The sequence below is a fragment of the Novosphingobium mississippiense genome (assembly GCF_044029535.1).
Taxonomy (GTDB): Bacteria; Pseudomonadota; Alphaproteobacteria; order Sphingomonadales; family Sphingomonadaceae; genus Novosphingobium.
In genome coordinates this window covers 3129736-3148181 of sequence record NZ_CP147001.1, presented here as the reverse complement: position 1 = coordinate 3148181, position 18446 = coordinate 3129736, and the positions used below count along the sequence as shown (strand labels likewise).

General features: G+C 66.0%; 17 protein-coding genes. 7 read left to right on the top strand and 10 right to left on the bottom strand.

The genetic code is table 11. From position 1 onward, the window contains the following. Window positions 1-77: 77 nt before the first annotated feature. A complete protein-coding gene (thiD, locus tag WBP06_RS14825; protein ID WP_395329318.1) occupies window positions 78-851 on the top strand; it encodes a bifunctional hydroxymethylpyrimidine kinase/phosphomethylpyrimidine kinase in 774 nt (257 codons plus the stop codon). Here thiD and WBP06_RS14820 read toward each other — a convergent pair. Then, window positions 829-1332 carry a GNAT family N-acetyltransferase gene (locus WBP06_RS14820; RefSeq protein ID WP_395329316.1) on the bottom strand — a complete coding sequence of 168 codons (504 nt, stop codon included), beginning with the start codon at window positions 1330-1332 and terminating at the stop codon, window positions 829-831. The two genes, thiD and WBP06_RS14820, sit on opposite strands and share 23 nt — an antisense overlap. 7 nt (window positions 1333-1339) lie before the next feature. Beyond that, window positions 1340-2215 carry an LOG family protein gene (locus WBP06_RS14815; protein WP_395329313.1) on the bottom strand — a complete coding sequence of 292 codons (876 nt, stop codon included), beginning with the start codon at window positions 2213-2215 and terminating at the stop codon, window positions 1340-1342. A gap of 97 nt (window positions 2216-2312) precedes the next feature. Here WBP06_RS14815 and WBP06_RS14810 point away from each other — a divergent pair, with 97 nt between their 5' ends. Then, the gene (locus WBP06_RS14810) at window positions 2313-3371 is read left to right on the top strand and encodes an LD-carboxypeptidase (RefSeq protein ID WP_395329311.1); all 1059 of its coding nucleotides are present in this window, start codon (window positions 2313-2315) and stop codon (window positions 3369-3371) included. 6 nt (window positions 3372-3377) lie between these two features. Here the strand turns inward: WBP06_RS14810 and WBP06_RS14805 are convergent, their stop codons facing one another. Next, window positions 3378-3764 carry a hypothetical protein gene (locus WBP06_RS14805; protein WP_395329309.1) on the bottom strand — a complete coding sequence of 129 codons (387 nt, stop codon included), beginning with the start codon at window positions 3762-3764 and terminating at the stop codon, window positions 3378-3380. A gap of 239 nt (window positions 3765-4003) precedes the next feature. Here WBP06_RS14805 and WBP06_RS14800 point away from each other — a divergent pair, with 239 nt between their 5' ends. The 4 genes from WBP06_RS14800 (at window position 4004) to WBP06_RS14785 (ending at window position 9164) form a co-directional block, all read left to right on the top strand. After that, entirely contained in the window at window positions 4004-6037 is a 2034-nt protein-coding gene (locus WBP06_RS14800; RefSeq protein WP_395329306.1) for a M3 family metallopeptidase, read from the top strand. Then, entirely contained in the window at window positions 6034-7113 is a 1080-nt protein-coding gene (locus WBP06_RS14795; RefSeq protein WP_395329303.1) for a PLP-dependent cysteine synthase family protein, read from the top strand. The genes WBP06_RS14800 and WBP06_RS14795 overlap by 4 nt, the downstream gene beginning before the upstream one ends. 133 nt (window positions 7114-7246) lie before the next feature. Next, window positions 7247-8458: an MFS transporter gene (locus WBP06_RS14790; RefSeq protein WP_395329300.1), complete on the top strand. Its 1212-nt coding sequence runs from the start codon at window positions 7247-7249 to the stop codon at window positions 8456-8458. Beyond that, window positions 8451-9164: an SDR family NAD(P)-dependent oxidoreductase gene (locus WBP06_RS14785; RefSeq protein ID WP_395329298.1), complete on the top strand. Its 714-nt coding sequence runs from the start codon at window positions 8451-8453 to the stop codon at window positions 9162-9164. The genes WBP06_RS14790 and WBP06_RS14785 overlap by 8 nt, the downstream gene beginning before the upstream one ends. A gap of 7 nt (window positions 9165-9171) precedes the next feature. On the opposite strand, the gene WBP06_RS14780 is transcribed toward WBP06_RS14785, so the two are convergent. The 7 genes from WBP06_RS14780 to WBP06_RS14750 all read right to left on the bottom strand — a co-directional run bounded on the left by WBP06_RS14780 (window position 9172) and on the right by WBP06_RS14750 (window position 17531). Beyond that, the gene (locus WBP06_RS14780; protein WP_395329295.1) at window positions 9172-10950 is read right to left on the bottom strand and encodes a bifunctional metallophosphatase/5'-nucleotidase; all 1779 of its coding nucleotides are present in this window, start codon (window positions 10948-10950) and stop codon (window positions 9172-9174) included. Between the two features lie 171 nt (window positions 10951-11121). Then, entirely contained in the window at window positions 11122-11934 is an 813-nt protein-coding gene (locus WBP06_RS14775; RefSeq protein WP_395329292.1) for a TauD/TfdA dioxygenase family protein, read from the bottom strand. Between the two features lie 70 nt (window positions 11935-12004). Beyond that, a complete protein-coding gene (locus WBP06_RS14770; protein ID WP_395329289.1) occupies window positions 12005-13117 on the bottom strand; it encodes an acetamidase/formamidase family protein in 1113 nt (370 codons plus the stop codon). 40 nt (window positions 13118-13157) lie between these two features. After that, complete coding sequence (ygiD, locus tag WBP06_RS14765) at window positions 13158-13940, bottom strand: 4,5-DOPA dioxygenase extradiol (protein WP_395329286.1); 783 nt, start codon at window positions 13938-13940, stop codon at window positions 13158-13160. A gap of 269 nt (window positions 13941-14209) precedes the next feature. Further along, entirely contained in the window at window positions 14210-14695 is a 486-nt protein-coding gene (locus WBP06_RS14760; protein WP_395329283.1) for a VOC family protein, read from the bottom strand. 210 nt (window positions 14696-14905) lie between these two features. Next, window positions 14906-16108: an SRPBCC family protein gene (locus WBP06_RS14755; protein ID WP_395329280.1), complete on the bottom strand. Its 1203-nt coding sequence runs from the start codon at window positions 16106-16108 to the stop codon at window positions 14906-14908. A gap of 133 nt (window positions 16109-16241) precedes the next feature. Further along, window positions 16242-17531, bottom strand: coding sequence for a CynX/NimT family MFS transporter (locus tag WBP06_RS14750; RefSeq protein WP_395329277.1), 1290 nt, complete (start codon window positions 17529-17531; stop codon window positions 16242-16244). A gap of 285 nt (window positions 17532-17816) precedes the next feature. On the opposite strand from WBP06_RS14750, the gene WBP06_RS14745 reads away from it, so the two are divergent. Further along, window positions 17817-18191, top strand: coding sequence for a YciI family protein (locus WBP06_RS14745; protein ID WP_395329274.1), 375 nt, complete (start codon window positions 17817-17819; stop codon window positions 18189-18191). Window positions 18192-18446: the final 255 nt, after the last annotated feature.

Here is an 18446-nt window from a genome sequence, read left to right as displayed (position 1 = left end):
CCTGACGCAATGCCCAAGGCAATACTTGTCGAAGGCGGCCGGTGCTGTCATCAGCCCCGCACATGACGATATCGGCCATGCCCGCCCCGCCCCGCATCCTGTCCATCGCCGGTTCCGATTCTTCGGGCGGCGCGGGGATTCAAGCCGATATCAAGACGATCACCGTGCTGGGCGGCTATGCGATGACGGCGATCACCGCGATCACCGCGCAGAACACTTGCGGCGTGACGGATGTGGTGGCGCTCTCGCCCGAGATGGTGGCGGCGCAGATCGACGCTTGCATCGGTGACGTGGGCGTCGATGCCGTGAAGATCGGCATGCTCGGCAGTCCGGAGATCGCCCATATCGTGGCTGGGCGGTTGGAAGCGCTGGATGTCCCTGTAGTGTTCGACCCGGTGATGATCGCCACCAGCGGCTCGATTCTGGCAGACAAGGCGACGATCGCCGCGTTTGAACGCCTGATGGCGCTGGCCACGCTGACAACGCCCAATGTGCCCGAACTGGTCGTGCTGGGCGGAGACGAGGGCATGGCCGCGCGCGCCGTGACCTACATCGCCAAGGGCGGTGACGCCGACGGGCCGATTGTCGAGGATCGTCTCGTCCGCCCCGGTCAGGCACCGCTTCTGTGGACCGCCCCACGCATCGAGACGCGCCACAGCCACGGCACCGGCTGCACCTTTTCCAGCGCCATCGCCACCTGCATGGGGCGGGGCGACGATCTGGTGTCGGCGGTGGAGCAGGCACGGGACTTTGTGCGCGACGCCCTGCAGGCCGCGCCGGGGTTCGGTGCCGGGCACGGTCCGCTGGGGCATCACGCGATTCGCCAGGTTATTGGCGCACGGCCAGCCTGAGGTAGACGCTGTCGCACCAGACATCGCCAACCTGCCATGTCCGCGCGGCGCGGCCGGTCTCGACGAAACCCAAGCGGGCGAGCAGCGCCAGCGAGCGCTGGTTGCGCGGGTCCACGTCAGCGGTGATGTGGGGCAAGCGATGCACCGTGAAAGCGCGCTCGATCACCGCTTCCAGCGCTTCTCGCGCGAAACCCTGGCCCCAGCAGGCGGGGTCGAGGATGAAGCCGATCTCGGGAAAGCGCCAGAGGCCCGCCTTGCCGATCACCCGGCCGTCCAGCGTGACGATGAAATCCTCGCCCTGATCCGGCGGGATGGCGATCATCCCGCTCAGCCAGTCGCGCGTTTCGGCGATGTCGGTGTGGCGTGGCCGCGACCAGTAGGCCATCGCCGCCGGCTGCACGAAGATCGCATGAAGCGCTTCGGCGTCGTCGGCAAGGGCAGGGCGCAGCAGCAGCCTTTCGGTGCGAAGCTGCGCCCCCATTTCCAACTTATCCGCAGTCGAGGTCGTAGAACTCGCGCACGACCTTCCAGCCTTCCTCGGCGGTTTCGCACCAGTGGAACAGGTTGAGGTCGCTCTTGTTGATCACGCCTTCTTCGGCCAGCGCCTCGAAATTGACCACGCGTTCCCAGAACTCGCGGCCATAGAGCAGGATCGGCATCGGCTTCATCTTGCCGGTCTGGATCAAGGTCAGCAGTTCGAAGAATTCATCGAACGTGCCGAAGCCGCCCGGGAACACCGCCACCGCGCGGGCGCGCAGCAGGAAGTGCATCTTGCGCAGCGCGAAGTAGTGGAACTGGAACGAGAGGCGCGGGGTGACGTAGGGGTTGGGCGCCTGCTCGTGCGGCAGCACGATGTTCAGGGCCAGGGTCTCGGCGCCCACTTCGCGCGCACCGCGGTTGGCCGCTTCCATGATCGACGGGCCACCGCCCGAGCAGACCACGAACTGGCGCATGCCCTTTTCCACCACCGCGCATTTGCTGGCGATCTGGGCAAGCTCACGCGCGACTTCGTAATACTTGGCCTTGGCGACCAGGCGCTGGGCCACCAGCTTTTCTTCGTCGGTGGTGGCGCGGGCCAGCACGGCATCGCTCTGTTCGGGTGAGGGAATGCGGGCAGAGCCGTACATCACCAGCGTGGAGCCGATGTTGGCCTCTTCCAGCAGCATTTCCGGTTTCAGCAGTTCAAGCTGGAAGCGGACCGGGCGCAGTTCGTCGCGCAGCAGGAATTCGGTGTCCTGGAAAGCCAGGCGGTAAGAGGGGTTCTGCGTCTGCAGCGTGCCTTCCTGCGCATCGGCAAAGGAGGCTTCCTGCTCGGCCTTGTAGAACCGGCGCTTGGTGACTTTGGTGTCTTCAGTATCGCTCATCGGGGTACCATGGCCGCAGGACGCGGCGTGAGAAAGCACAAATATCTAGGACGCTTGCGGTTGCATGCAAGAGATGCGCTCGCCTAGTTTCGTTTCCATGACGAATTCGATCCTGACGCGCCGTACGGCACTGGCCGGTCTTGGCATCGCGGCGGCTTCGGCGGCGCTGCCTGCGATGCCGGCGTTTTCCGCCCCGGCTGCGCCCCGGTTGGTGAAGCCGCCGCGCTTGCGCGAAGGCGATGTACTGGGGCTGGTCGCGCCGGCCGGATTCGTCGGCGACCGCTTCGGTCTGGAGGAGGTTTCGGCCACGGTGCGCGCGATGGGGCTGGTGCCCAGGCCGGCGCCGCACATGCTGGAGCGGGAGGGCTATCTGGCCGGATCCGATCGCACGCGGGCCGACGATCTGATGGCGATGTTCGCCGATCCCGAGGTGCGTGGTGTCATGTCGGTGCGCGGCGGCTGGGGCTGCGCGCGGATCCTGCCGCTGCTGGACTATGCCAAGATTGCGAAGACGCCCAAGTTGTTCGTCGGCTTCAGCGATAACACGGCGCTCCATCTGGCTTTCGCGGCGCGCACCGGCGTGGCCAGCATCCACGGCCCGAATGCCGGCGCGTCCTGGCCGCCCGCCGCATGGGCGAATTTCCACGCGCTGGCATTCGAGGGGGCGACGCCCACGTGGCAGGTGCCCGAAGGCGCGGGCGTCAATCTGGCCGGGCGGGGCAGGGACGTGCGCGTGTTTCACGGCGGCACGGCCCGCGGGCGGCTGCTGGGCGGCAATCTCTCGGTGCTGTCGGCGCTGGTCGGCACGCCCTACCTGCCCGACTTCACCGGCGCGGTACTGTTCCTGGAAGACACCAACGAATCCGAATACCGGATCGACCGGATGCTGACGCAACTGGCGCTGGCAGGGGTGTTCGACAAGGTGGCGGGCGTGGTCTTCGGCCAGTGCACCAATTGCACCAACCCCGACGGCGGCTATTCGAACTTCACCATCTACGAAGTGCTGGACCGCCAGTTCGGCACCTTGAAGGTTCCCGCCTTCCAGGGTTTGCAGATCGGCCATATCGCCGCGCAGGCCAGCGTGCCGGTGGGCCTGCCGGTGGAGATCGACGCGGATGCGGGAACGATGCGCCTGCTGGAAGCTGCCGTCAGTTAAGGGGCATCAGCCGATCGGGCGCAAGGTGATGGCCGGCGCACTCTGCCGCCCCAACCCGTGACGCTCGACCAGATCCTCATAGACGGCAAGGTCCAGCGGTTCGGCGAATTCCAGCCCGGTTCCATGCGCGCTGTTCCAGGCGACGAAAGCCATCGCCGGGCGGCAGCCGGGCAGGCCAAGGTTGACCGCCTCGTCGACTTCCAGCCCCTTGATCCCCTCGACCCGGGCGCCGAGCCGATTCAGGTCCTTCAGCACCACGGTCCAGGTCGCGAAGGCGCTGCGCAAGTTGGCGATGATCTCCACATCCTCGCGCGGTTCGCGGCGATCCTGGGCAACGATGACGGGCGACGCGATCTCGGCTGCGGGCTGAAAGGCGATCTCGGGTTCGTCCATGCGCATCCATCCCTCGGGCCATCCGAACAGGCTAGAGCGTTTTCCAATCACAATAGGATCAGAAGCTGCGCTAACCGTTTGTCTTCACCGAGAGGGTATCCAACCATTCCTTTCCCCGCCCTTCCGCGCGGCTAGGGATGGTTGCGGATATCGAGGCCGGAATGGCCCTATCTGGAGGCAGGGGGTTTAACCCCGGCGCCCCAGCCACTAGGTCAGGCGCAACGACAATACCTGAAAGCATGCCGATGACCTCCTCCCTGCTCGATCCCCTGTCGCTGCCCGACTATGCCGCGCTCACGCCGGAGGCGATCGGCAAGGCGTTGGACCAGTCGCTGGCGGACATGCAGGCGGCTGTGGCGCGGATCGTGGCGGAAAAGCCGCGCGATTTCGATGCCGCCTGGCTGCCGCTGGAACAGGCGGATACCGCCATGGATGCGCTGTGGTCGGCCGTGTCGCACCTGAAATCGGTGGCCAACACCCCCGAACTGCGTGAGGCGCATGCCGCCGGCGAACAGCGCATCGTCGAAGTCATGACGGCGGTGTTCCAGGACCACGAACTGTACGAAGTGATCGCCGCGCTGGAGACCAGCCCGGACTTCGCCCAGCGCTCCCCCGCCGATCGTGCTGCCGTCGAGCACATGCTGCGCAGTTTCCGCCTGTCCGGCGTGGCGCTGCCGCCGGAGCAGCGCGCGCGGTTCGCCGAAGTGTCGGTGGAACTGGCGGGCTTGGCCAATGCCTTTTCCGCCGCCGTTCTGGACGCGACCGATGCCTGGAGCGAGCACGTTACCGACGCAGCGCTGCTGGCCGGCATTCCGGATTCGGCGATGGGCATGTTCGCCGCCAATGCCGCCGCCAAGGGGCTGGAAGGCTGGGTGGTCACGCTGCAGTGGCCCAGCGTCAACGCGGTGCTGACCTTTGCCGAGGATCGCGGGCTGCGCCAGCGCGTCTACACCGCGTTCGGCACCCGCGCCTCCGATCAGGGCCCCAACGCGGGCGCGTTCGACAATACCCAGCGCATCGCCCGCATCCTGGAACTGCGCCGCGAATCCGCCGCGCTGCTGGGTTTTGCCGATCCGGTGGAGCTGTCGCTGGCCACCAAGATGGCGCCCAACGCCGGTGAAGTGCTGCACTTCCTGCGCGATCTGGCGGGTCGCGCCCGTCCGGGTGCCGAGCGTGACCTGGCCGACGCGCGCGCATTCGCCGCGCAGGAACTGGGCATTGCCGATCTTCAGCCGTGGGACCTGACCTATACCGCCAACCGCATGAAGCTGGCGCGCTTCGCCGTCGATGAGCAGGAAGTGCGTGCCTATTTCCCGGTGGAGCGGGTGCTGGCGGGCTGGCAGGTGCTGCTGGGCCGCCTGTTCGGTATCACTCTGGCAGAGCGGACCGATGTCGTGCTCTGGCATGAGGATGCGCGCTACTACGATGTGGCGGACGAGGATGGCGCGGTGATCGCCGGGCTCTATCTCGACCTCCACGCCCGACAGGGCAAGCAGGGCGGGGCCTGGATGGCGCAGGCGCGCCCGCGTCTGGCGGATGGTGGCAGTGCCCGCGTGCCGGTGGCCTACCTCACCTGCAATTTCGCGCCCAAGGGTGGCGATACGCCTTCGCTGCTCTCGCATACCGAAGTGGAAACGTTGCTGCACGAAACCGGGCACTGCCTCCACCACTTGTTCACCCGCGTGAACCGGCCGAGCGTGGCCGGCACCAGCGGCTTCGAGTGGGACGCGGTGGAACTGCCCAGCCAGTTGATGGAGGATTTCGCCTGGGATCGCGAAGTGCTGACCGGCATGTCCGGCCACCACCGCACGGGAGCGCCGCTGCCGGCGGAGCTGTTCGAGAAGATGCTGGCCGCACGCCGCTTCCAGTCCGGCCTGTTCGTGCTGCGCCAGATCGAGTTCGGCCTGTTCGACCTGTTGCTCCACCTTGGCACGATGGGCAGCGATCCGATGGAAGTGATCGGCGCCGTGCGTGAGGAAGTGGCGGTGGTGATCCCGCCCGAATGGCACCGTTTCCCGCACTCTTTCACCCACGTCTTCTCGGGCGGCTATGCCTCCGGCTATTACAGCTACCTCTGGGCCGAAGTGCTGGCGGCGGACGGCTTCCGCAAGTTCGTGGAGGCGGGCGTGGTGGATCGGGCGACCGGCGATGCCTTCCGTGACGAAGTGCTGGCGCGCGGTGCCACGCGCCCGGCGGCGGACAGCTTCCGCGCCTTCCGCGGGCGTGACGCCGACGTGACCGCCCTGCTCGAACGGCGCGGTCTGCTGGCGTGAGCGAAGGTAAAGCGGGGGAAGACCGGCGCACCTGGCTGCGCGAGGCGGTTCGGCGTATCGAGGCGGACTACAACCGGTCCGCCGACACGCATCTGATCCGCCTCGATCTGCCGCGCTATCCGGGCATCACGCTCTATCTGAAGGACGAAAGCTCGCACCCCACGGGCAGCCTGAAGCACCGGTTGGCGCGATCGCTGTTCCTCTATGCGCTGTGCAACGAGTGGATCGGCCCGGATACTTGCGTGATCGAAGCGAGTTCGGGCTCGACTGCGGTGAGCGAGGCCTATTTCGCGCGGATGCTGGGCCTGCGCTTCATCGCCGTGGTTCCGGCCACGACCGCGCAGCCTAAGCTGGACGAGATCCGCTTTCACGGCGGCGAGATTCACGCGGTGGACGATCCGCGCACGGTCTATCAGGTGGCGCACGATCTCGCCCGGCAGACCGGCGGGCACTATATCGACCAGTTCACTTATGCGGAGCGGGCGACCGACTGGCGCGGCAACAACAACATTGCCGAAAGCATCTTCCACCAGATGGCGGAGGAAGAGCATCCGGAACCGTCCTGGATCGTCTGCGGTGCGGGCACCGGCGGCACGTCCGCCACGATCGGCCGCTTCCTGCGCTATCGCCGCCTTTCCTCGCAGCTTTGCGTGGCCGATCCGGAGCATTCGATCTTCCACCGCCACTTTGCGGATCGCAGCCAGACCATGCTGCCCGAAGGCTGCGCGGCGATGATCGAAGGGATCGGCCGCCCGCGCGTGGAGCCCAGCTTCGTGCCCGGTGTGGTCGATCGCATGATCGCCGTGCCCGATGCGGACAGCATCGGCGCCATGCGCGCGCTTTCGGCGCGGCTGGGGCGGCGCGTGGGCGGATCGACCGGCACCAACCTCTGGGCCTGCGCCCGGATCGTCGAGGAAATGCATGCGGCGGGCCAGCAGGGCAGCATCGTCACGCTGCTCTGCGATGGCGGCGAACGCTATGGCTGCACGTATTACGACGAGGAATGGCTGGCCGGTCGCGGGCTGGACTGGCGCCCGGCAGAGGCGCGGATCGCCGGACTTCTGGGCCCGGCCTGAGCGGACTTTTCGGCCGAACCTACGCTGCCGATAGCAACCGTTCCGCATAATCGATTGGACGGGCCCTGCCGGCGCGGACACCATCTCTCCCAATATCCGCGCCCAAGCGACATGGGGTGGCGAAAGGGAGAGAATGGTTCGACATCACCAGGCCGGCTGGATGACCGGCGTATCGCTGCTATTGCCGATCACGCTGACGACGATGGCGATCGTGCTGTTGACGCCGATCCTGCCCAACCTGATGGCCGAGTTCTCCTCGGTGCCCAACCACGAATACTGGGTGCCGATGATCCTGACGCTGCCCTCGCTCTGCGTGGCGCTGCTTTGCCCGCTGGCCGGGATGCTGGGGGACTACTTCGGGCGGCGGCGCCTGCTGCTGTTCTCGTTCCTGCTCTATGCGGTGGTGGGCGTGCTGCCGATCTTCCTGCATGACCTGACGCACATCCTGATCTCCCGCGTGGGCGTGGGCATTGCGGAAGCGCTGATCTACGTGCTGTCGACCACGATGATCGGTGACTATTACAAGGGCGCGGCGCGCGATCGCTGGCTGGCGGCGCAGACCGCCTTCGCCTCCGTATCGGCGCTGCTGTTCATCGTGATGGGCGGGTTTCTGGGCAGCTTCGGCTGGCGCATTCCTTTCGCAGTCTACATTTCCGCGGTGCTGATGTTCGGTCTGGTGCTGAAGTTCACGTGGGAGCCGGCCAGCGCCGCGCGCCCGGATGACGAGGCCGACGCGGCACCGCGCAACCTGTCCTGGGCGGGCTTTCCCTGGCGGACGATGGCGATGATCGTGTTGATCACGATCTACGGGTCGGTGTTCTTCTATACCGTGCAGATTCAGGCTCCCAGCGGGCTTGCCGAACTGGGGATCGACAATCCCCTGCGTGGCATCCTGACGGCGGTGGCCAGTCTGGGCGTGCCGCTGGGGACGTTCTTCTATTCGCGGCTCAGCCGGAAGTGGCCGGTCAGCCGGTTGCTGCTGGTGGAATTCGCACTGCTCTCGCTCGGTTTCGCGCTGATGGGCAAGGCGGGGAACGTGCCGGGCTTCCTGATCGGCTGCTTCGTCAACCAGATCGGTGCGGGGCTGTTGTTGCCGACGCTGCTGGTCTGGTCGATGTCGATCCTGTCCTTCGAATTTCGCGGTCGTGGCACCGGGTTCTGGCAATCGGCCTTTGCGCTGGGGCAGTTCCTCTCGCCCGTCGTCGTGACTTTTTCCGCGCAGCATAACGGTGGCCTGCTGGGCGCGTTCATGGTGCTTTCCATCGCGGCGCTGGGTGGCGTTGCGATCGCCCTCGTCGCTTCGCGCCTGCGCGGGGCGGCCAAGATGGAGATGGCCCATGGCTGATCGTCTGAAGAACCGCATCGCCGTCGTCACCGGGGCCGCCAACGGCATCGGCCAGGGCGTGGCCCGCCTGTTCCGCGAGGAAGGCGCGACCGTGATCGGCGTCGACCGTTCCGACACCGACGAAGCCTGCGACCTTACCGACGAGGCGCAGACGCAGGCCCTGTTCGCGCGCATCGGCGCAGCGCATGGCCGGATCGACGTGCTGGTGAACGCTGCCGCCTTCGCCGTCTTCGCGTGGTTGGAGGATTTGTCCTACGCCGACTGGAAGACGACGCTGACCGGGGAACTGGACATCGTCTACCTTGCCACCCGCGCGGCGTGGCCGTGGCTGAAGCAGGGCGGCACTTCCAGCGTGATCAATTTCGCATCGGCCAATGCGCGCCATGCGCTGGAAGGCTCTCCGGCGCTGGCGCATTGCGCGGGGAAGGGCGGCGTGCTGGCGATGACGCGGCAATTGGCGATGGAGGGTGCGCCGCACGGCATTCGCGCCAACACCATCGCGCCCGGCTTCATCAAGACCGCCGCCACCGCGCGCCATCTGGCCGCAGATCCCGATTTCGAGCGGCAGGTGCTGGCCAAGAACATGCTGAAGCGCCTTGGCGAGCCGGAGGATATCGCCTGGGCCGCCTGCTGGCTGGCCAGCGAGGAAGCCCGCTACGTCACCGGCGCCGACATCGCCATCGACGCCGGCGCTACGGCCTGGTGAGGCGAAGTTACTTCGCCTGCTGCGTCCGGTCCTCCGCGGGGACCTGACGCACCTTCACGGCGGCAAGCCAGTCCTCGAACGCCTCGATATCGATCGGGCCGTTCACCCGGTCGGTGCCGTCCTTGAAGCCGGCGAAGCCGTCGCCGCCTTCGGCCAGGAAATTCACCACCGAGACGCGGTAGGTCTTCTTCGGATCGAGCGGCTTGCCATCCAGCGCAATCGCCGTCACGCGCGAACCCGAAGGCCGGCGCATGTCGAAGGCGATCTTCATACCCTGACTGGGCGAGAGGATCTGCTTGTCACCGGTATCGTCCAGCCCCTGTTCGATGGTGGCGCGGATCTGCGCACCGGTCAGCGTCATCGTCACCATCTGGTTGTTGAACGGGGTGACCGCGTAGATCTGGCCGAACGTCACGGTGCCGTCGGCGGCGGGGACCAGCGAGGTGCGGATGCCGAACGGATTCACGAAGGCCATCTGCGCGCCATAGCTGCGGGTGGCGGCCAGTTGCGAATCGGCGATCAGCGCGCCCAGCGAAGCGCCGTTGCCGACGCCGCCTTCGCCTTCCTTTTCCATCGGTCCGGACAGGTGACCCACCGGCCGCTCCACCAGTTGCAGCGATGCGTCCTTGTAGCGCTTCACATAGGCGGAAACGTCCGCGCGCGGCTGGAACTGCGGGAAAGCCGTGGTGGTCGGCACCGGGCCCTTGCCGGAGGTATAGGCTTCCGACTGCACGATCACGTTGTGCGCCTGCCTGTTCACCAGCTTGTGCGTGGCCGGATCGAAATCGAGCGTGATGTCGGTCACCAGCTTGCCGTAGACGCCCGCGCTGGTCAGCAGGATCGGGCCGGTGGCGGCATTGCCGGTGTAGTTGCAGATATAGGCCCAGTGCGTGTGGCCGGAAACGACCACGTCCACGCCGGGGTTCAGGTGATCGAGGATCGGCTGGATATCGCCGGCCGCCTCGTTGCAGCCGTTGGGATCGGCCACGCCCTTGGTGCGCAGGCCCTGATGGATCAGCACGACCACGGCATCGGCCCCGGCGGCCTTGAGCGCGGGGACGGCACGGTTGATGGTGTCTGCCTCGTCCTCGAACTTCAGGCCGGCTACGCGGTCCGGCGCGACGAGGGTGGGGATCGTCTTCAGCGACAGGCCGATGAAGCCGATGGTGATCTTGCGGTCACCGGTGCCGAAGGTCTTCAGGCCGGTGCCGGGGAACAGCGTGGAACCGTCCGGCATCACCGTGCTGGCGGCGAGGTACTTGTAGTGCGCGCCTTCGAACTGTTCGAGCTGGCACGGCTCAAAGCGGGTGTTCTTCGCGCAGCCGCCGTCCTGCAGGCGCTTCAGCTCCTGCCAGCCCCGGTCGAATTCGTGGTTGCCCACGGCGTTGAATTCCAGCCCGATGCGGTTCATCACGCCCACCGAAGGCTCGTCCAGATAGAGCGAGGAGGCCAATTGCGAGGCGCTGGTAAGGTCGCCGGCGGCCACCACCACATGCTCAGGATGTTCCGCCTTCAGCGCGTCCACGGCAGAGGCCAGCCAGGCCGCCCCGCCCGCCGGGACGGAGACTTCGTTGCCCTTGCCGTCGGGCGCGTCGACCGTCTGCTTGGGCGGTTCCAGCGCGCCGTGGAAATCGTTGATGGCGATCACGCCGATCTCGATCGGGCCCTTCGCATTGGCGGCGGGCGACTGATCGGAGGCCTGACGATGCGCCTGCGGCGTGGCGCAGGCGGAAACGAGAAGGGCGGCGACGAGCGGCGCGACGCGCACGATGCGGAAACTGATCATGGCCGCGCTCTATCGGATTGCAAGATGACGCGCCAAGGACGTTTTTTGCATGTGCGAGAAAGATTGGCGGAGCGCCTGTGCCGCCTTGCTTGGGGGCGACACAGGCGCGGTTGCCACCGCCGGGCTCGTGAGGGCAAGCGCCGTGGCGGCAAACAGATCAGTAGGGCCAGATCAGTACGGCTTGTCGCCCGCGACGGTGACGCGGAAGCCGGAGCGGACTTCGGGAAAGTAATCCCATACCGCGAAGTGCTGGGTGCAGCGGTTGTCCCAGAACGCCACCGAGTGCTTTTCCCAGCGGAAGCGGACGTGGAAGTTCGCATCCTTCACATGCTCGAACAGGAAATCGAGCACGGCCTTGCTCTCCGGCCCGGACAGCCCGTTGATCTTCGTCGTGTAGGATGAGTTCACGAACAGCAGTTTGCGCCCCGTCACCGGATGGGTGCGGACCACCGGGTGCGAATTGCAGGGATAGGTCTTGGTCGAATCCGGGAAGATCGCCTTGTAGACAGGATTGGCGTCATGAACGGCGGTCAGCGGATCGAGGAAGGCCTTCATCGCCGGCGATAGCGCGTCGTAAGCCGCGTACATGCTGGCGAACAGCGTATCGCCGCCGTCTTCGGGCAGCGTGTGAAGCGTCAGGATCGATCCCATCGGCGGTTCGGCATCGGCGGAAAGGTCCGAATGCCAGTTCTCGCCCGCGACGAACTTCGAATTCTCGTCGGCATGGATGGCGACGACCTCGGGATGATCGGGCAGCCCGGCAACGCCCGAGTGGATGGCGAGCCGGCCGAAGGCACGGCCCAGCGCCTTGTGCGCATCATGGTCCATGGGCTGGTCGCGGAAGAACACCACCTGATGCTGCATCAGTGCGTCGTGAATCTCGGCAAAGGCCTGATTGCCCAGTGGCTGGGTCAGGTCCACCCCGAAGATTTCCGCGCCGATGCGCTTGGTCATCGGGCGCACGTCGATCAGTTCATAGGCCATTTCTTGGCGGCTCCAGTGTAACGCATCACGGGCTTCGTGCCGGCCGGACCCGGCCGGCACGAACGCACTCTCAAGCTTCACTGTCTTTGATGATCGGGTCGGCCACGCTGCCCTTGTGCGGGAAGATGCGGCGTTCGATGCGGCAGTGGATGCCCTGCGTGCCGTCCACCACTTGCGTCACGCCGAAGTCCGCGGCGACGCTCATCAGCGAATAGCCGTCGTTGCGCGACAGGCCCTGATGCTCGGTCAGCAGGTGCAGCATGTCGGTGGAGGCGGACTTCATCGCCTTGTCCAGATTCTTGCCGAAGCCGTGGACGATCCAGCAATCGGGCGTTTCCAGCAGCGGAGAGGGGAACGAGAAGTCCTTGCGCAGCACGATCTGGAACAGCACGTCGAGCGAGGCTTCGATCGCGGTGCCGCTGATCTCGCCGTCGCCTTGCGAAACGTGCGGATCGCCGATCGAGAACAGGCCGCCCTTCACCTGCACCGGGTAATACATCGTCGCGCCGGCGCCGATGCGCCAGTTGTCGATATTGCCGCCGTGGAGGCCGGGGGGGATCGTGCTCACCGGATCGTTGACGGCGGGCGCTACGCCGGCGGTGCCGAGGTGCGGGCGCGCCGGGATGGTGATGCCGGGCAGCGCGGTCGATCGGTCGCATTCCGGGCAATGGGTGATGCGGCCGGGGACGACGTACTTTTCCTCCACGTCATAGGCGTAGAGCGCGGCGGCGGTGTTGGCGGTGGGGTCCAGCTTGTAGATCGTCACCCGCTCGGTCTGGCCGAATTCCTCGTAGAGATGGCCCCAGTTGGCCGCGAGGTTGGATCCGTAGTTGAAGCGCGGCTTCATCTGGAAGTAGCGCACTTCCAGCATGTCGCCCGGCTCGGCCCCTTCCACGTAGATCGGGCCGGTCATGATGTGGCAGCCCGGCGCGCGGGTGGCGGGATCGATCTCGGTAAAGATGCGGCGGATGTCCTCGTCGAACATCAGGTCCGGATCGTCGCCCGCATGGTGGGTGACCGCCTGCGCCATGATCAGGTCGCCGCTCTTCACGGTGAGCGCGGGCTTGATCTCGGGCGAGAAGTAGCCCCAGTGCACCGTTTCGGGCGTGGCCCGTAAGTGGTGCAGCGCGCTAGGCTGGACAAGGTCCTTTTCAAGCGCGGGCTTAAGGCTGATCAGTGCCATCGAAACTCCTGTTACGCAGGGAAATCGGGGAAGGGCGCGGTCATTCCGCGCCGATGAGCACGCTCGTCATGCTGAGCGACTTGTGCTGGATGAAATGGGGCGCGAACTCGGCCGCTTCGCCTTCGTGGCGCGCGCCCAGCACGTAGAGCAGCGGCAGGAAATGGTCCTCGCTGGGCACCGAAAGCCGGGCTGCATCGCCCAGCGCCGCGTAGTCGATCACCACTTTGGGATCGTCCTCGGCAATGGCCTTGCACATGGTGGAATTGAACTGTTCGGCCCAGGGATAGGGTGTGGCGAGCGGGTTGGCCCAGTCCATCGCCGGCAGGTTGTGGACGATGTTGCCGGTGCCCATGATCAGCACGCCCTCATCGCGCAGCGGGCGCAACATGCGGCCGACCAGCCAGTGTTCGGCGGGGCTCTTGGCCAGGTCCATGCCAAGCTGGACCACCGGAACGTCCGCCTCGGGCCAGGCGTGGACCAGCACCGACCAGGTGCCGTGGTCCAGGCCCCAGTTGGCGTCCATCTTCACCGGCATCGGTTCCAGCAGTTCGCGCACGCGTTCGGCCAGTTCCGGATCGCCGGGGGCGGGGTATTGCACGTCGAACAGGGCCTGCGGGAAAGCGCCGAAGTCATGGATCGTGCGCGGCTGGGCCATCGCGGTGACGGCGGTGCCGCGCGTCTGCCAGTGGGCGGAGATGCACAGGATCGCACGCGGCTTGCCGATGCGGCCGGCGATCGCGTTCCAGCTTCTGGTCACGTCGCTCTTTTCCAGCGCCACCATCGGGCTGCCGTGACCGTAGAAGACGATCGGAAGACGGCTCATTCGCGTATTGCTCCGTTGCTCAGTGGTTCAAGGCTAGGGAGAGCGGGGGCGGATGGTCTTGCGGGCAAGCGCACAAGAACTTGTTGGGGAAGGGGGGCCGTGTTTGCATCAAAACACCTCGTCGCCCCCGCGCAGGCGGGGGCCCCGCTGCCTTTTGCCACGACGCCAAGAAAAGCGGGGTCCCCGCCTGCGCGGGGACGACGAGGTTTGGTGGTGATGGGTTGTGAGTTGCCGGGGTGGCCGTGTGCTCGGCAACTTCGGCAACTCGGTTATTCCTTAGTGTAATCCGCCGGAATTTCGGGATTTTCACCCGCCTTGCCCCAGAGGATGATCTCGTTGCCCCAGGGATCGGCGAAGGCGTGGTTGTAACCGTTGAACTCGGCCCAGTAGTGGTCGCGCCAGAGCACTTTGCCGCCCAGTTTCTCGGCAGTGGCAAGGATGCGCTCATGGCTGTCGTCGTCCGAAACGAGCACCCAGATGCGGGCCTTGCGGCCTTCGGTGGCCAGTGTGCGCGGCTCCACGCCTTCGGGGTTCGGGTGCGGCCGCGCGTTGTTCGCGTCGAACACGCCGAGGTGGAGGTTGCCGATCTGGCTGTCGGTGCCGTCCTTGTTCTGGAAGAAGCCGCCGGGAACCATGCGGTGGTAGATCCCGTGCGGGCGCGCATCGTTCTCCCAGCCGAAGACTTCGGCGTAGAATTCGCCGGCCCTGGCGGGATCGTCGGTCGCGAAATCGACGAAGATGAGCGTGTTGGTCATTGCGGAAGGCTCCCTTGGTTATCGTCCAAGGCCTAGCCGGAGGGAGTTTGCATGCGCGGCATGGGGCGCACGAATCCTTGATCTTGAGCGTCCGTCCACAAGTGAACCTAAACGCCCCCGAACGACACCTAACCGCACGCAGATAAAAAGGCGGCGCCCGACAGAAGTCGGACGCCGCAGCCGTCGGGAATGGGTGACGGTAAACTTGAATCAGGCGTGGAGGCGCGTGACCGGAGCGGATGGACCGCGACGGCGATCCCACTCGGCGCGGTAGCGTTCGACCAGCCAGACGTTGAGCAGCCGCTGCGCGCCCTCCTGCCAGGAATAGCGACCGCGCGGCGCGAACTTGGATCGCAGGCCCTGCTGCACCAGTTCGTCCACGTGGAAGTCCTGCCCCACGATCTCTTCGACCGCGGTGTCGTTCATCTTCATTTTCAGTTCGTAGAGCGGATCGTCCATCGCCTCCGGCACCATCAGCGTGCCGATGGTCAGCGCGTGGCTCTCCGGCCCGCGCGGGTCCATGATCAGGTAGAGCACGGTGTCGTTCAGCACCACCAGCGAGAGGCTGGGCGGCAGGTTCACGAACAGCAGGCGGTTCTGCTCTTCCTCGGTCAGCTTCGGGAACACCGGGAAGACCGCCTTCTGCGTGGCGTTGAAGGCGGCGTTCTTATGGAGCGTGCCGTTCAGCCGGTAATAGCCGGCGGAATCGGCGGGCACTTCGGGGAAGCTGGCAAGGCCGCTGGGGATGAAGTCATGCAGCGGTCCGGCGTGGAGGCGGCTGGCGTGATAGCCGTCGTTGTTGTTTTCCAGCATGACCTTCCAGTTCCACGGGAACACGCTGGGCTCCTCGGGCCGGGGGCCGCGCAGGTTGGCGAAGTCATAGTTGGCGACCACCTCCTCCAGCCCGGCCAGGCGCGGGGTGAGCGGGGCGGCGTCCGCATCGAAGTTCACGAAGATGAAGCCGTGCCAGATCTCGTGCCGGATCACCGGCAGGCTGGCGGCCTTCTTGTTGAAATTGCAGGTGCGGTTCATCGCCGGCGCGCCGACGAGGGTGCCGTCCAGGTCGTAAGTCCAGTGGTGATAGGGGCACACGAAGGCGCGGGCATTGCCGTGGCCTTCGGCGACCAGCATCGCGCGGTGCTGGCAGACCGAGGACAGCGCCTTGATCGATCCGTCGCGCGTCTTGCAGATCACCATCGGCTCGTCCGCGCGGGTGACGGTGAAGAAATCGCCCGGGTTCTCCAGCCATTCGGTCCGGCCGACGCAGAGCCATTCATGCTCGAACAGCGCGGCCTTTTCGAACCGGTAGAATTCCTCGTCGACATAGCATTCCGCCGGCAGCGTCTCGGCTTCCAGCGTGTCGAGCGTGGAGCTTTCCAGACTGTCGATGAACTTGTCGGTGAGAATGGTCATTGCTGGCTTCCCGTGTGACGCAAACTGCGGATCGCACTTCGGCAATCCCTTGCTACCGGATGACCCTAGCGGGCCTTGCCGGTCGTCTCTTGGCGCTGGGCGAAGGGACTTTTGGCAAGTTCCGCGCGGTTTTTTACTCGGCGGGGACCAGTTCGGCGGGTTCGAGCGCTTCCGGCGCTTCGGTGCGGACGGGCGGCGAACCCGGCGCGCGCAGGAACAGCATCGACATGCCGGTTGCCGCCGCCAGCATCAGCGCGAAGACCAGCAGGGCGGGCGCATAGCTGCCGGTCATGTCCGCGATGCGGCCGGCGCCGATCGGGCCGAACACGGCCAGCGTGGTGACGGTGGTGGCCATCGCCGTCATGTTCCCGGCGATGCCCGCACCGAAGTAGCGCAGTAGCAGGATGTGCGCGGAAAGCCAGGCCATGCCCCAGCCCATGCCGAACAGCGCGGCGGCGACCGTGGCCACCAGCACGTGGCTGGCGGACCACAGCAGCGCCATGGCCAGCGCCTGCACGGCCAGCCCGGCGATGAAGATGCGCCGCGGGTCCACGCGCTCGCACAAGCTGCCGGTCACGCCCTTGGCGCCGGTGCCGGCGAAAGCCAGCAGGCTCATCGCGATGGCGCCCGGCGCCGCGCCCTGGCCGAGGTTGGCGATATGCGCGACAAGGATCGAATGGGTGGTGGTGACCACGGTCTGCACCACGGTCATGGCCAGGGCCAGGATCACGAAGGTGGGCGTCATCAGCGCCTGCCTTACGGTCCACGCGCTGGTTGCGGGGCCGCCACCCTCATGCCCGGCGCCCTTCACCTGATCGACGCTTTCCACCTTCACCGCGTCGCGGATGCACAGCAGCGAGATCACGCCCAATGCCAGCGCGCTGGCGGCCATGACCATCCAGTGCAGCCGCCAGTTGCCGGTGAGGCCGACGATGGTGCCGACGATCAGCGGCCCGGCAATACCGCCCGCCGCGCCGGTCATGAAATAGAAGCCGATCATCCGTGCCGAGGTGCGCGGGAACCACGTCGCCAGCAGGTAGACCGCGGGCGAGGGCGCGACGAGCGAAAAGCCCACGCCCATCAGCGTGGTCGCCACGAAGAACAGTTCCAGATGATGGATCTGCGAGGCGATGAAGAAGCCGATCGCAAGGACCAGACAGCCCGCAAACACCGTCAACCGCGTGCCGATCGCCTTCATCAGCATTGGCGGCAACGGGCTGGCCAACCCGCAGGCCAGGCCGAGCAGAGAGAAGCTGAGCCCGGCGGCGGCTTTGGACCAGCCCAGTTCGGCAATCATCGTGTAGAGCACGTAGCCCAATGAGGTGAACGTCGTCGCGGTCACGAAGAAGAAGCCGAGCGATGCGGCGAACATGACCAGGGCGCTGCGGGGGACGCGGCGCGGAATGGACAATCCGGACGGCATGGCAACTCCTGCGGGCTTTTCGGTCCGCACGGAATCGCGGGACCATCATGCCTTGCAGGCTGACATGCTGCACCTGCACACTCTTGATGGTGCGCGACTCAATAGTTGATCGCGGGGCGGGAGCAAGGGGGAGAAGGTCTTGTCCTCCCCGGCAAGGGGAGGGGGACCGCCGAAGGCGGTGGAGGGGACTCGCGGTTTACACTGGCGTCTCGTGACGAGGCCAATCCCCTCCGTCATCGCTTCGCGATGCCACCTCCCCGGGTCGGGGAGGACAGGCGAGTCAGCTTGACGCTTCCCGGCAGTCAGCGCACCTTTCGCGGCATGACCAAGTACCTCATCTCGTTCCCCAGCGAAGCCATGGTGCTCAGCGAAGCAGAGTTCCAGAGCGCGGTCGTGGAATCGCACGCCGTGATCGAGGAAGCCAAGGCGGCGGGGGTCTACGTCTTCGGCGGCGGCATCGACGAGACGGTCGATCCCGTGCTGGTGTCCGTCGACGGCACGGTCTCGGCCGAAATCTATCCGGGCGGTCATCTCACCGGCGGGTTCACCGTGCTGGAACTGCCCACGCGAGAGGACGCCGTCGAATGGGCGCGCAAGATTGCGGCCAGTTGCCGCTGCGCGCAGGAACTTCGCGAATTCATGTACGATCCGGCGAGCTAGAGCTGCCGTTTGCGCCGGTAGAAGTTGCGGCGGGGAGAGAAGGAGCGCCGTTTACTCGCCCCACCCTCTTCGCATCTCCGTCATCCCCGCGAAGGCGAGGATCCCGCTTCTTTTGTGTGATTGTGAGAGGTTGAGAAGAAAAGCGGGGCCCCGCCTTCGCGGGGGCGACGGGGTTTTGGGACGGAAAGGACAGCTTCGACGCCTTCCTCGAATACGCAAGAACGCGCCGGCCTTGCGACCGGCGCGTTCCCGTAA